The sequence below is a fragment of the Blautia sp. MSK20_18 genome, assembly GCF_020553125.1.
GTDB lineage: Bacteria > Bacillota > Clostridia > Lachnospirales > Lachnospiraceae > Blautia_A > Blautia_A fusiformis.
The window spans coordinates 1-14,105 of the sequence record NZ_JAJCGR010000017.1 but is presented as its reverse complement, the minus strand read 5'-3'; the positions used below and the strand labels follow the sequence as shown (position 1 = coordinate 14,105).

Sequence of the window (14,105 nt, the reverse complement as noted above, 5' to 3'; positions counted from 1 at the left end):
GAATTTTTTATGAAACTTAAAGAAATCAAACCAAATGGAATCGGGACTGTTGAATGTGTGATTGTTACCATCGAAGAAAAGACAAACCGAAATAATGGTACATTTCTGAACATCGGAGTCAGCGACGGTGAATCTCAGGTCATTGCCAAAAAATGGAATGAAAAAGCAGAGACATTTATGTTTAAGCCAGGACAGGCAGTTTTGATTGAAGTAAAGATGGAAGAATATAAAGGTGAGCCGAGTTATATCATCCGTGAAATTACGGAATCTTCGGCAGACCCGTCTTTGTTCGTTTGCGGTGCACCGCTGAAGTCTGAATATATGTATAACTTCTTATACAAGACAGCCGGAAGATGCGGCGTGTACGCCTCAACGGTTAAAAGAATCCTTGCGGAGAATAAGGATAAGCTTATGATTTGGGGTGCCGGCAGGTCTATCCATCATAATATCCGTGGAGGTCTTTTGTATCATACATACCGTATGACCAAAATGGCAGCATATACAACTTCTGTATATAACAAGGAGCCTTCAATGCTGAAGGATTGCCGTGACATCAACACAGAACTGTTAGTAGCCGGGACTATCCTTCATGACATTGGAAAGCTTTTTGAGCTGGATACAAATGAGTTTGGTGCCTCAGAATATACAGTTAAAGGCACATTGATGGGGCATGCTTTCCTTGGTGCTGAACTGGCAGGCAGAGTAGCAAGAGAGGAGGGCCTGAACGAAGAGGATATCATGCTCTTACAGCACTTGATTCTTTCTCATCATGGCAAGCATGAGTATGAAGCAGTAACGGTTCCGGCGATTCCGGAAGCATTGGTACTTCATCACATTGACATGATTGATTCTTATATGTATCAGTTTGAGACACAGGCGGAAGGACTGAAACCCGGCGAAATGTCAGGCAAGGTATTCGGGCTTGACCAGAGGGTATACAGACCGACTTGGAGAGTGCCTCAGAAGAAAGAGGAAGGCGAAGAAAAAAAATAAGTTTTATGGAGATTGCCCGCAGCGGATGCTGCGGGTTTTTGCTTGCTTGGAATTGCATTTGTCGTCGTATTTGTATTGCATCTATCGTTGAGGAACGTGGAGAGTTGAGGCCAGGCACGCCGAAATAGTCCGGGGCGTCGGTTCGGAGGTTGCTAGACGTGTACGGGAAGCCGATTTACCTACTGTACTCAGCCTTACGGCTTCGTTTGTCAGCCTCTACGAGGCTTGGTGCACGCGAGCATAACTCGCGCGTACCAAGATAAAAGAGCAGGAAATCTTTCCTGCTCTTTTTGTCTTGCGTTAACGATGTTTTTTTAATTTGACTCTTTTTTGGAATCGATTTCGGATTTAAGGGCTTTTATATAGTTATTATCCCAACCCATTTTATATGCGATTTCCTCTGGAGAAAATCTTTCAAGCATAACTGACACGAAATTGATTCTATCTTCATGCTGTGCTTCTTCCCATTTTGTATACATTTCATGCACCCCTTTCGGACTAGATTTGTAGTATCTTAATGCCTCGGCAAGAACAGGATTTTTAATATCGTCAGGATTTGAGTTAGTCCAGTCTCTGATAAACTGTCCAAGTTCTGAGTCATTGGTCGCGGCGGCAAGATTTACGATGATTTCTTCTTCGCCGGAATTGATGACATTTCCAGACATTAAGTCTACTTTTTTAATATGCTGAATCATCGGGTCGTTGGAACTAAAATCTTTTTCAGTTAAGACTATTATACAACGATTTGGCAATTCTGAAAAGTCCTGACCGCTTTTTAAGATACTGGCGTCAAGCATTGCACCATAGTATCGGTCTCTGTGGTAGATTCCATTTTGCTTGTAGCATTGTGGCTCAATTCCGTATATGGTATTCTCTTCAGGGCAAAAGCCTTTAAAATCTCCGATGACATTGCGTCCACGGTTCCAATTCTTGAGAGAATATTGGGTTTCAGATGTGCTTAACTTAATATCTGAAGATTTTGTTTTGTCTTTATCTGTTGCGTTTCTCACAACATTGATAATTACCTCTGCGATTTTCTTATCCTGTAATACCATGCTAGATATTGCGTCCGTATTCAAAGAGGCCTTCGCTAATTTTTCTTGAAATTTTTGAGGATACTTTCCTCCTTTCTCATAATCTAAATTATTTTGCATATTATTTACATCTCCATTAAATTAGTTTATTTGTAGAAAACTAAAGGAGAGGAATATTAAACAAATAAAACGCAAGACAAATATGTTTGGTTTCCTCTTCTTGATTTTCTACATATATAAAAAATGATGAATTAAAAAATTTATTAAAACTACGGCAGGAGGAAAAATATGTATAAAGGAAAAGAAAATTACGAAACCGCAAAACACTTGATGGCAGGAGAAGAATGTATTGTAACCGGATATGGACAATCTATGACACCGATTTTAAAATCTGGGCAGGCTGTGAGATGTGTGCCAGTAGCGGAAGAAACAATATTAAAGAAGAACGATATTGTATTATGTAAAGTTGCAGGACATTTCTATCTGCATAAAATTTCTGCAATCAAGGGAGGAAGAACATTTCAGATTTCTAACAATCATGGTCATGTAAATGGATGGATTGGAAAGAAGTGTATATATGGTTTGGTAGTAGAAAAGTTTTGAGGTATGACAGAGCGAGGGCTCTGTTTTTTATTGTATATTTTTTTTGTCATAATATAATTGAATAACTTAAAGTTTGACTAAGAGAGGAACTGATTGCTGGAGTTTTCTCTCTTTATTCCCCTAAGCGCAAAAATGGGGGCGCTATTAAATAGATTTACTTTCTTTGTACTCGTCATATGTCTTGCCGCATATGACGATAGAGATAAATTTCCTCCTAAGCAAAGACATCACCTTTGTGTGATGTCTTTTTTTTGCGGCAAAAAAAATCCGCAAAATTTGACATTTTTGTTGGCTGTGATATATTACAAAAAAAGGAGGCAAAGAGTATGAGTAAGATAGTAGATTCTCACAATGCGAATGTTTGCTGCCAGAAGTTGTATTCAGTGTGGTCCTCAGAAAAAATCGCGACACCGATACGAAGAGAAATGAAAAACAGCCATTTGACGATTCGTGCTTTGCAGTTGAAAATTGCAAGAAATATAGATAGACAGAGAATACCTAAGGATTCAAAGATAGTTCCGTTTGCAGGGAAAAATGAAACAGAGATAATAAAGGCCATGCAGCAGTCATACGCTGACCGGGACCTGGTTTTGCAAGTAAGAAAAAAGAAAACTAGTAAAGAAGATATAAAAAAACTGCGTTCAGGGCTGGAGAATCTACTGATGAATGCAGACTGTGACCGTGATTTGTATTTGACTTCTTATAATGCTGGATATATGCTGAAAACATTGGAAAAAAAATTATACGAAAAAGAAGAAGAAATGGAAGAGGAGCCGTTTGACTTGTAGGAAATGCAGCGCAGAAATGCGCTGCGTTTTTGTCTGTGAAGAATCTGGCATACTGTAAATGAAAAATATAAAAAAAGAAAGGAATAAATAGGAATAAATATGGAAATTAAATGTACAAAAAAGTGCGAAAAAGAGTATCCGAAAAGGCTTCTGAAAATGGAATATGCACCGGATAAGTTGTATTATCTTGGAGATATTTTGTTGCTGGACAAAAATATCGTTGCGCTGATTGGAAAACGTGACGTGTCGGAAAAAGTAATGAAAACGACGAAAAGATGTGGTGAGATTCTGGCTGAGTGTGGCACAGTAGTTCTGAATGGGCTTGCGATTGGATGCGATACAGCGGGCTTGGAAGGTGCATTAACAGCAGGCGGGAAGTGCATTGCTGTCATGCCGTGTGGTTTGGACTATGTATATCCAAAATGCAACGAAGCATTGTTAAAAAAGATTTTGCAAAATGGCGGATGCATTGTCAGCGAATACGAAGCGGGCACGAGACCGGAAAGATGGCGGTTCGTGGCACGCGACAGAATCCAGGCAATGCTGTCTGATAAGATTGTTGTGGTGGAATGCGAAGAAAAGAGCGGGACTATGCACACCGTGAAAGCGGGTATGGAATATGGAAAATCGTTGGCTTGCATTGTTCGTGCGAAGGAGCCAGTACTGCCGTCAGGGAACATATGGATGCTAAAAAACGGAGTAACAGGCCTGAAAGGCGAAAATGCGTTAAGGAAATTTGTAAACGGTGCGACTGAAATGATGTAAAAAAAATAGAATGTTCTGTCGTTTTTTTTAAAACAGAAAATTCTGCATATTGTAAAAGTAAAGAAGGCAACCGAAGAGAGAACTTCCGGGACCTTCTTTTTTTTGGCCTAAAACGAGAACAAAGAGGAGACTATATTGGAGTTTCATTTTTAGAAGTTTCAGGCATATTAAAAATGCAACATAAAAAAAGAAAGGAGATGTTTTGTATGATGAATAATGAAAATTGCTCAGATATCTCTTTAAGATATCACGATATTACAACCGAAGATATGAAAAACGGTGATGGGCTTAGAACAGTCCTTTGGTTGGCTGGCTGTGAGCATCATTGTCCGGAATGCCAGAATCCGATAACATGGGACCGGTTTGGAGGTATTCCATTTGATAAGGCTGCAGAAGACGAATTAATGGAATCACTGAAACCGAATTATGTTTCGGGAATCACTTTCAGTGGAGGCGACCCGTTGGCGACTTACAATCGTCCAGGTGTAGCAAAACTTATTGCCAAGATTAAAAATTCAAAAGAACTGGCAAAAAAATCCATTTGGATTTATACAGGCTACACATGGGAACAGCTGCTGCACCAGTTAAAAACAGGGCAAGACCATGACCTGATGTTTATTATTCTGAAAGCGGATGTCATTGTGGAAGGACGGTACGAAAAAGATAAGCGCGATGTTACGCTAAAATGGCGCGGAAGCGCAAATCAGCGTGTAATTGACGTACAGAAATCTTTTCATTCAGGGAAAGTTATTCTGCATTGCAATTGATGTTGGTTGAAGGTGAAGAAAAATGACATTAACGAAGAACGGAAAATCCCCGGCCGACAAAAAGTCGTCCGCGGGTCAAATGCTCCGGTTTTAACTTCGCATGTGGGGCTGAATCCCCGTTCGAAACACGCTTCGCTCAGCCTTTCGGCTTCGCTTGCCGCACTTCGTGCTGGTAACGAGCGCAAAGCGCGAGTTATCAAGAGAGAGAGTAGTCCTCGTTAAAAAGCCTTTGGGTGATATGCAACAGAAAGAATTTAACCAAATGCTTGAAAAGAACGGACATCAGCGGATAAAAGAAGCAGAAGATACTATATTTTGCAAAGTATTTTTTGAAAAAATGCCTGATGACTGTTCAAATAATGAAAATAGTGATACTTAAGGAGGTAAAAATTATGAGTAAAAAAATTATCAGCCAGAAAGATGCAAAAGAAATTGCACGTAAAAACAATCTGGCAAACGTAATCATCGTTAAAAAGGACGGAACCCGTGAACCATTTGACGGAAACAAAATTATCATTGCGGTTGGCAAGAGTGCATCCCGTATCCTTGTGAAGTTCACAAAAGAGGAAGAGCGGGCAATCGTTGACCATGTTGAAAGCGAAATCAAAAAAAGAGGACTTAAAGAAGTTCCGATTGCTATGATGCACAGCATGGTGGAAGCAGCGCTTGTGTCTATTAATGAAGAGGTTGCAAAAAGCTACCGCGATTACCGTAACTACAAACAGTCATTTGTCCATATGATGGATGATGTATACACAAAGAGTCAGTCAATCAGATATATTGGTGACAAGGAAAACGCCAATACTGACAGCGCACTGGTGGCAACAAAGCGAAGCCTTATCTTCAACGAACTGAATAAGAATCTTTACAGAAAGTTCTTTATGAATCGTGAAGAATTACAGGCTTGCAAGCAGGGCTATATTTATGTGCATGACCAGAGTGCAAGACTTGATACTATCAACTGTTGCCTTTGCAATGTCGGAGCCGTTATGAAAGGCGGATTCGAGATGGGCAATGTTTGGTATAACGAGCCCAAGACTCTTGATACAGCGTTTGATGTTATGGGAGATGTAATTTTATCAACTGCCGCACAGCAGTACGGTTACCTTTTAGCCGTAGTAAAACTTGCCTAACAACTAAATCAGTTGGTGTGGCTGCCTGAAGGTGGCTGCTAACGGTATCAGCGAAATAAGACTTCTCATTGAGAGGAAACCGATAATGAGACAAATTGAAGCCTGCAAAAACCGGGTAAATATGACCAGAGACGAATAAGCTGACTAAGAGAGCCTAAGCCTGAAATATGGTGAGATAAAGGTGATACCGTGCTAAATGTATTGCCAGAAATAAAAAAAACAGATGAAAGAAATATGGAAGGATATAAATAATTATGAGGGGATATATCAGTGTTCTAATCTTGGAAGGATAAGGAGTCTCGATAGATACGTATATGAACATTCAGGAAAGAAGCAATTTCGAAAAGGACAAATCATGAAGCTAAGATTAAATCCAAATGGATATTTTCAAGTTCCTCTTAATAAAAATGGAAAAAGAAAGATGTGTTCTGTTCATATTCTTGTTGCCAAAACATTTCTGAAACAAAGATGTAAAACAGACATTGTAAATCATAAAGACGGAAATAAACAAAACAACAATTTAGAGAACCTTGAATGGATTAGTTATTCAGAAAACAATAAACATTCTTATAATACTTTAAATAGAAAGATAGCAAGAATTGGCGGTAGACCAAAACCGATAATTGTTGAAAATATATTAAGCGGAGAAGTACAAAGATATATTTCTATTGCAGACGCATCAAGAAATATAAATTTATCACACACGCAAATTAATAGATATATAGATAGTAAAAAAATATGGAAAGGAAGATATAGAATTTCATCTGACAATACTAAATGTGTAGAGGACAGCAAAATGGTATCGTAATACGAAGGCTTGTATTACGAAAGTAACAGAGTAGGGTAGGCGTGATTTGATTACACGCTGAAAGAGCAAGCAGACTTAGCAAGTCTGAATATATGTTCCGGCGGGATAAAACGTAAGAATATTGAAAGATATGCACCCGTTGGGTTTTACTGTGCCAGAAGTAGATAAAATCATGGGGCCTTATGCCGAAAAGTCCTTTGAAAAATATAAGAAAGAATATCTTGATTTAATGTCAGATGTTCTGAATCCGGCATTCGCAGAATCTCTGATTGATAAAGCAGAGGCATATGCAATGGAAAAAGTACAGCGTGAAATGGAGCAGGGATATCAGGGAATTGAATATAAACTGAACACAGTTGGCTCTTCCCGAGGCGATTATCCATTTGTTACATTTTCATTTGGACTTGGAACAGGAAAATTTGAAAAAATGTGTGCAAAAACAATTTTAAATGTACACAGAGAAGGACAGGGTAAGAAAGGTTTTAAACGTCCTGTATTATTCCCGAAGCTTGTGTTCTTATATGATAAGAATATTCACGGTGAAGGAAAAGAATGTAATGATGTTTTTGAAGCAGGTATCCAGTGTTCTGCATCTACGATGTATCCGGATTGGCTCTCAATGAGTGGAGAAGGATATATTTCTACAATGTATCAGAAATATGGAACTGCGATTAGTCCTATGGGTAAGTGCATATTAGCCCATGTAAAACGGTATTCAACCGCTTGCTTAGCGGGTGTGGCGTAACAAATACGCTGCTAACAGATAGGTCTGTGGGAGGAGAGGTCCGATTGGACCACAGATGAAGCTGTGCTCTTAAAAATAAGAGTTAATCGACTATCGGTGATGAGTGTAACCGAGTAGAAATGGGATAAGCTCCATTTCCAAAGATGCCGCCTGATGACAAGGAAGAGGACGCCTCCGAGGGAAAAGCTAGTCAGTATGTATGGTGACATACAGTAAATACGTGTCGTGCATTTTTAAGTCCGTGGTATGAACGCGGAGGAATGGAACCAGCAGACGAGAATGACAAGCCAATTTTTGTTGGTCGTTGCAATCTTGGTGTTGTTTCTTTACATCTGCCGATGATTCTTGCAAAAGCAAGACGTGAAAGCAGAGACTTCTATGATGTTCTGGATTATTACCTTGAAATGATTCGTGGACTTCATAAAAGAACATATGATTATCTTGGAGAACTGAGAGCATCAGTCAATCCAATTATGTTCTGCGAAGGTGGACTTTATGGTGGTCACCTGAAACCAAATGAAAAAATCCGAAAAATCCTTCCGCCGATGACAATGTCTTATGGCATTACGGCGCTGAATGAGCTGCAGGAATTATATAACGGAAGGAGCCTGGTTGAAGACAATCAGTTTACGCTGGAAGTTATGAAACATATTAACGAAAAATTAGCGGAGTATAAGAAGGAAGACCACATTCTTTACGCCGTATATGGAACCCCTGGGAGTTCTGCGGGGGCACATGCAGTGATGCATGTTGAAAAAATTGCCTAACCTGTTTGAGGGAACAGGGTGTACGGTTTGCGATTCAGCAGTTGGAGGAAATGCCAATAAAAAACCGTGCTAACAGGGAATTCGCCAAGAATCCTGTGCTAAATATCGCTGGTTTTGTCAGCGGTTAAATGTGAACAGACTGTCGAAATCCTAGAAGGAAAGTAGAGTAGCGAAAAGCGAAAGAGCAAAACCATTTGTGAAAAATGGACAAAGTATAGTCGACAAAAAGGGTGATATAGACAATTGATATAATATTGATTTTATGATAATATAATATAAAAGAAGAACGGAGAATCTCCGTTCGCAGTCCGGTAGCGAGCCAAAACGGAGAGCTATCAAAGAAACCCCTTTTAATGGCAGAAAATCTCTGTGGTCTTCAGGTGAAACAGTTCCGCAAGGAATATGGAATCATCAAAAATGTATCTGACCGTGATTATGTAAGCAACAGCTTCCATTGTCATGTGACAGAGGACATTACACCGATTGCAAAACAGAATCGTGAATATGATTTCTGGGAATTATTTAACGGTGGAAAAATTCAGTATGTTAGATATCCGATTGATTACAATATTGATGCAATCAGAACACTTGTCTTAAGAGCCATGGAAATGGGATATTACGAAGGTGTAAACCTGGCATTATCTTATTGTGATGACTGTGGATATCAGGCAGCAGACATTGGGGACGAATGTCCGATTTGCGGTTCAAAGAATCTCACCAAGATTGACCGAATGAACGGATATTTAGCTTATTCACGGAGACATGGTGAGTCCAGAATGAATAACGCAAAAATGGCTGAAATAGCTGATAGGAAGTCTATGTGAAAATTTTAACAAAATATCAATTTATGATGCTAACGAAGGCGTAAGCCTGGGTTATAAAAAATCATACATGCCGCTCGGAGAAATCCGGGCGGTTTTTTTGCCTGTCGAATATGTCTCTACTTTTGTGACCGACATTTATGTCGGCCGCAAAATTGCTGTCAGCTAGAGAGACCCGGCAAGCTTTTATTTTTTTTGTTATTTTTTCAGCATATTAAATGTATGAAAGAACAAAATTTAAAAAAATACAACAAAAAAAATACAGAACTACAACTTCCAAAAACGGCGCTGCCAATCGCTGGCGCAATAGAACATTGGGTTGATATTGACGGCTCGGTCTATGCAATAGACCGCAGAAACAATCGAAAGCCGAGACTAATAAAGAAATCTCAGTCTGAGGTTAACGGATACAAATACTGCGGGATTAAATATAAAAACGGTAAAATAATTTCAAAAAGAGTCCACAGGTTGGTGGCTGAAGCGTTTATTCCAAATCCGAATGGGTATCGTATTGTTGGTCATAAAAATAATATCAAAAATGATAATCGTGTTGAGAATCTGTATTGGACAACAACAAAAGAAAATACACAAAAAGCATTTGACGATGGATTTGCTGTAAACGATAAAGAAGGAAAAGACAGCCAGTCTAAACCGGTCATCATGTATGACACATACACCAATCAGGAACTTGGAAGATACGGCAGTTGCAAAGAAGCAGAACGTGAGACAGGATTAAGCCTTACGACAATCTGCCGGCAGGTAAAATATCACAGGCCGACCAGAAAACCATATTACTTCAGATATGAAGACGATGAGGATACCTGCCAGGATGTGATTGGAATGTTCGATTTTGATTCGGACAAGTTAATCAAAACTTTTCTGAATTCTGGCGACGCAGCAAGGAGTACCGAGATAAGTGAGCGAACAATTTGCCAGCAGGTTCAGAATGGAGTGAAGCCTGAAAGGAAGAGGAGCGAGGTGTATTTTTTAAGCGTAAAGAGCAAGAAAAAAAATAAAAATTAAATTTTTCTTCATATTGTAAGAAAGTGGTGCGTCTCCACCATTAAGCGAGAACCGAAAAAAGCGGCGCGTCCCTACCAGCTGTGAAGCGAAACGGGAACCGAAAAAAGCGGTGCTCCTCTACCCAAAAACGAGGCCGAAGAAATAACGGAGAGATGCCGGCAGAAATGCGAAGTAAGGGTGAACGGGGCGACTCATTCTTCCTATTGGGGAGCGTAATAAGTACCATACAAAATCCAGATTCAGTCATACTCTGGGCGTTGCTCAAAATAAGAAGCCAGTGGGAAAGCCTGCTGGCTTCTGTTTTTTTTCGTATGGAAAATATAGCATATTAAACTTGTAAACAATAAAAAATAAAATAAGAAATAAGAAAGGAGCAAAAAATATGCTTGAATTAAAAGGAAAATACAACACCGCAAAGGTTTTTACTGACAATGTTGACAATGAGACCATCAGCCAGGTAATAGAATTGCTGAACCAGGATTACATTAAAGACGCGAAAATCAGAATCATGCCTGACTGTCATGCAGGCGCCGGATGTGTTATCGGTACGACAATGACAATTTCTGATAAGGTATGCCCGAATCTGGTTGGGGTAGATATTGGCTGCGGTATGCTGGCTGTCAGGATTGCAGAAAAGGATGTTGACCTTCCAAAACTGGATGATGTAATTAATACATATGTTCCGGCCGGGTTTAATGTAAACGATGAGCCGCTTGGTAATTTCAGCCATTTGAATGACTTGGTCGCTCCGGCTGATATATCGCTGGCTTATCGCAGCATTGGAAGTCTTGGAGGCGGCAATCATTTTATCGAACTTGATAAAGATGATGACGGAAACTTGTGGCTTGTAATCCATACTGGTTCCAGACATCTCGGACTGGAAGTTGCGAAGCACTACCAAGAGCTCGCATACAAACAGCTGAAGGATTTAGATGTTGGCGGCAAAATCAAGGCTATAATTGCAGACCTGAAAGCAAAAGGAAGGGAAAAAGAAATTGAAAAAACAATCAAAGCGTTAAAGATGCAGGAGCCGCATATTCCGAAATCCTTATGCTATGTTTCCGGCCAGGCGTTCAAAGACTACATTCATGATATGGAAATTGTCCAGAAGCATGCAGAATTAAACAGAAAATATATTGCCGATACGGTCATTGAAAAAATGGGCTGGCATGTTTGCGAGGAGTTTCAGACAATACACAATTACATTGATACAAAAAACCTGATTCTCCGCAAAGGCTCTGTGTCTGCACGAGATGGCGAAAAATTGATAATCCCGATAAATATGCGTGACGGGTCTTTGATTTGTGTTGGAAAAGACAATCCTGATTGGAATTATTCTGCGCCGCATGGTGCCGGAAGAATTTTGTCAAGAAGCGAAGCAAAAGATGCTGTCGGGATTGATGAGTTTCGTGAGTCCATGAAGGGGATATATTCTTCTTCTGTAATGGAGTCTACAATTGACGAGTCGCCGATGGCGTATAAGCCGATGGAGGAAATTATGGGAAATATCAAAGATACTGTTGATATTGTGAAAGTAATTAAACCGGTATACAATTTTAAAGCACATTAAGATACGCCGCCTGGAGGAATCCAGGCGGTTTTTTGTCTAGTAATGCAGGATGCATTTTCTTTTTTTAAAATCCGGCATATTGAGAAAAGAAGAAAACAAAAAAAGGAGACTTAAAATTAAAAAATGATAAAACGAGTACGGCTGGATTACAAACCGGTAGCAAAGAGGACAAGCGAAGAGGTGGCATTTGTGGTATCAGCTGAGCATGTGGCAGCGGTAAATAGAAGCATAGAAAAGAAATTGAAAAAAAATAAGAGAGAACGAAGAGAGAGCGAAAAAGAGGCGGAAAAATATATTGTAAGATGAATTGATGCCTGTGCTTGTAGGCGTTTTTTTTGCCTCCAAAAATCCCGCATATTAACTATACAACAAAAACAAGAAAAGGAGCAAAAACAATGATTGAAAATCCAAAAATCGGCCAGGAAGTCTGGTTTGCAGAAGCTTGTAATCAGCGCATCCATAGTGCAAAACTTATTGCGCTTGATGAAGTTGAGGTTTCAACCCGAAAATATCTATATGCAAAAATCGAAATGGATGATGGTTGCAGGCTGGGATGGCCGCTGAAAAATTTGTATGCTTCGCGAGAAGAACTTCAAAAAGAATTAGAAAAAAAAGAAGAAAGGAAGTAATAACAATGATTGAAAATCCAAAAATTGGTCAGAAAGTTTGGTTCTTGGAACCTTGGGGACAGTGTATCCACAGCGCAAAAATTACAGCCCTTGGCGAGACTGAGGTTTCAGTCCGAAATCCTGAGAAATATCCATATGCAGATGTTGAGTGGGATGATGGCGGAAACAGCGGATGCCTTCTGAAAAACTTGTATGCTTCGCGTGAAGAACTTCAAAAAGAATTGAAAAAAGAAGAAGAAAATAAGATTGCCGAAATCAAGGCTAAAATCAAGGATGCGGGTGACCTGGTGACGTTTATGTATGACCACTGCGTGGCCTGTGCGGAGGAGTATACTGATTGGACGGCGAGAAGAGCAGTGAAAGAGATTGCGAAGGAAATGCTTGGACTAAATTTGGACTAGATTCGGGATTACGAAAAAAAGAGATGGAAATCGGCTTTGCCGGTTTCCTTTTTTGTGTGGAGTAGAGTGGAATGGAAGAAAAAGAGAGAAAGAATGAGAGCGGGAATATACTGGCCGGTCAAGCCGGAATGAAGGTTACGGGCTAGCGGGAGGTTGTGTGGGCTGGTATGAAAAGATATGCGGCGAAAGGCTGTTGCCAGCTGGCGCCGGGAGAGAAGTAGTAAACGACCGGAAAGTGTGGTGCTCTGTAAAGAATCAAGCCGGAAAGGTGTTGGCCGGCTGTGACCGGAAAGGTGTTGGCCGGCTGGCGCGGAAGCCTGGCGTGGGGTGTTTGCGGGGCGCGAAGCTCCGCATATATTCCTGGTTTCAATGCTGACGAATTTCGGCATATTGGATATATAAAAAAATAAGAAAGGAGACAAAAATATGTCTTGTACGATTTGTGGGTATGGTTTTCCAATTGCTGATGGGGATGCGGTAACGCTGGACTTTGAAAAAGCAAAAGAGTTTTTAAAAAAGCATGTTGGGTCATTCGGTCAGACGGATGAGGAGATGCAGATTCTGGATGACTTAGAGCATGCTGAAAGTGATGATGCCGAAGAGGATGAACTGGAAGATGTCATGTATGACATTGAAGATTCATTTGAAGACGAAGAAACTGGTGATACTGGCTTTGGCGCTGTCTTGGCTGTAATAATGCGACGCGAGACCGGGATTAACTTTAAGTTCTACGCTGCAGAGAATGACCTCGGGACGCCGCCGGCGATTCTGTGGGTTCCGATGTATCCGTGGATGCTGAACGAAAAAGAAAAAGGAATTACGGAAAGCGATTTGTATGATTTCTGCAGGAAGTATATGGATGAGTTGGAAATCTACTGTGACCCGGAAGAGATGGAGTTGGAATATTATTCTTAAAACAAAGCATTGTGCCCGAGAAATTCTCGGGCGTTTTTCTTTGCTGGCATAAATTTGGCATATTAAATATAAATAAGAAATTCAAGGAAGGAGGAATCTATATGCTGCTATCACAAAAAACAACTATCAAGTTAAATAACGCAGAATCTAATATCATTGGGCATATGTGCTATGCAGCATATAAACTTTGGAATGTCTGTAACTATGAGCGACAGAATTACAAAGGCTTATCACTGCCAGTAAAATATCCTGACTGGTATTATCAGAAGTCTGCGCACAAGGATGGTTTGTGGTTTAAACAGCTTCCGTCGCAAACAGCACAGGAAATATGCAAGCAACTGGA

Annotated in this window: 15 protein-coding genes and 4 pseudogenes; 18 read left to right on the top strand and 1 reads right to left on the bottom strand. The window is 40.1% G+C overall.

Features of this window, described 5'->3' with window-relative positions:
- The first annotated feature begins 9 nt into the window (after positions 1-9).
- On the top strand, positions 10-993 hold the full coding sequence (locus LI091_RS10570) for a 3'-5' exoribonuclease YhaM family protein (protein ID WP_173733822.1): 984 nt from the start codon (positions 10-12) through the stop codon (positions 991-993).
- Positions 994-1,307: 314 nt separating this feature from the next.
- On the opposite strand, the gene LI091_RS10565 is transcribed toward LI091_RS10570, so the two are convergent.
- A complete protein-coding gene (locus LI091_RS10565) occupies positions 1,308-2,147 on the bottom strand; it encodes a hypothetical protein (RefSeq protein ID WP_173733821.1) in 840 nt (279 codons plus the stop codon).
- Positions 2,148-2,315: 168 nt separating this feature from the next.
- On the opposite strand from LI091_RS10565, the gene LI091_RS10560 reads away from it, so the two are divergent.
- The 17 genes and pseudogenes from LI091_RS10560 to LI091_RS10480 all read left to right on the top strand — a co-directional run.
- Positions 2,316-2,630 carry a S24 family peptidase gene (locus LI091_RS10560; protein ID WP_202885296.1) on the top strand — a complete coding sequence of 105 codons (315 nt, stop codon included), beginning with the start codon at positions 2,316-2,318 and terminating at the stop codon, positions 2,628-2,630.
- 326 nt (positions 2,631-2,956) lie between these two features.
- Positions 2,957-3,418 (top strand): hypothetical protein, encoded by a 462-nt coding sequence (locus LI091_RS10555; RefSeq protein WP_173733820.1) that lies wholly within the window; start codon positions 2,957-2,959, stop codon positions 3,416-3,418.
- 99 nt (positions 3,419-3,517) lie between these two features.
- Positions 3,518-4,183 carry a DNA-processing protein DprA gene (locus LI091_RS10550; protein ID WP_173733819.1) on the top strand — a complete coding sequence of 222 codons (666 nt, stop codon included), beginning with the start codon at positions 3,518-3,520 and terminating at the stop codon, positions 4,181-4,183.
- Positions 4,184-4,389: 206 nt separating this feature from the next.
- Entirely contained in the window at positions 4,390-4,950 is a 561-nt protein-coding gene (gene nrdG / locus LI091_RS10545; protein ID WP_265191156.1) for an anaerobic ribonucleoside-triphosphate reductase activating protein, read from the top strand.
- A gap of 238 nt (positions 4,951-5,188) precedes the next feature.
- The gene (locus LI091_RS10540) at positions 5,189-5,329 is read left to right on the top strand and encodes a hypothetical protein (protein WP_173733818.1); all 141 of its coding nucleotides are present in this window, start codon (positions 5,189-5,191) and stop codon (positions 5,327-5,329) included.
- A gap of 70 nt (positions 5,330-5,399) precedes the next feature.
- Positions 5,400-6,053, top strand: a pseudogene (nrdD, locus tag LI091_RS10535) (anaerobic ribonucleoside-triphosphate reductase); the annotation flags it as partial.
- Positions 6,054-6,306: 253 nt separating this feature from the next.
- Positions 6,307-6,891 (top strand): NUMOD4 domain-containing protein, encoded by a 585-nt coding sequence (locus LI091_RS10530; protein WP_173733816.1) that lies wholly within the window; start codon positions 6,307-6,309, stop codon positions 6,889-6,891.
- A 130-nt stretch (positions 6,892-7,021) separates the two neighbouring features.
- A complete protein-coding gene (gene nrdD, locus LI091_RS10525) occupies positions 7,022-7,636 on the top strand; it encodes an anaerobic ribonucleoside-triphosphate reductase (RefSeq protein ID WP_173733815.1) in 615 nt (204 codons plus the stop codon).
- Between the two features lie 221 nt (positions 7,637-7,857).
- Positions 7,858-8,361 (top strand): annotated as a pseudogene (nrdD, locus tag LI091_RS10520) (anaerobic ribonucleoside-triphosphate reductase); the annotation flags it as partial.
- Positions 8,362-8,759: 398 nt separating this feature from the next.
- Positions 8,760-9,227 (top strand): annotated as a pseudogene (nrdD, locus tag LI091_RS10515) (anaerobic ribonucleoside-triphosphate reductase); the annotation flags it as partial.
- 219 nt (positions 9,228-9,446) lie between these two features.
- Positions 9,447-10,247 (top strand): HNH endonuclease, encoded by an 801-nt coding sequence (locus LI091_RS10510; protein WP_173733812.1) that lies wholly within the window; start codon positions 9,447-9,449, stop codon positions 10,245-10,247.
- Positions 10,248-10,629: 382 nt separating this feature from the next.
- Entirely contained in the window at positions 10,630-11,817 is a 1,188-nt protein-coding gene (locus tag LI091_RS10505; RefSeq protein WP_173733811.1) for an RtcB family protein, read from the top strand.
- 123 nt (positions 11,818-11,940) lie between these two features.
- Positions 11,941-12,123, top strand: coding sequence for a hypothetical protein (locus LI091_RS10500; RefSeq protein WP_173733810.1), 183 nt, complete (start codon positions 11,941-11,943; stop codon positions 12,121-12,123).
- Between the two features lie 89 nt (positions 12,124-12,212).
- Positions 12,213-12,446 (top strand): hypothetical protein, encoded by a 234-nt coding sequence (locus LI091_RS10495; RefSeq protein ID WP_173733809.1) that lies wholly within the window; start codon positions 12,213-12,215, stop codon positions 12,444-12,446.
- A 5-nt stretch (positions 12,447-12,451) separates the two neighbouring features.
- Positions 12,452-12,847, top strand: a complete 396-nt coding sequence (locus tag LI091_RS10490; protein WP_173733808.1) for a hypothetical protein — start codon at positions 12,452-12,454, stop codon at positions 12,845-12,847.
- Positions 12,848-13,273: 426 nt separating this feature from the next.
- Positions 13,274-13,762 (top strand): hypothetical protein, encoded by a 489-nt coding sequence (locus LI091_RS10485; RefSeq protein ID WP_173733807.1) that lies wholly within the window; start codon positions 13,274-13,276, stop codon positions 13,760-13,762.
- A 101-nt stretch (positions 13,763-13,863) separates the two neighbouring features.
- Positions 13,864-14,105, top strand: a pseudogene (locus tag LI091_RS10480) (RNA-guided endonuclease InsQ/TnpB family protein); the annotation flags it as partial.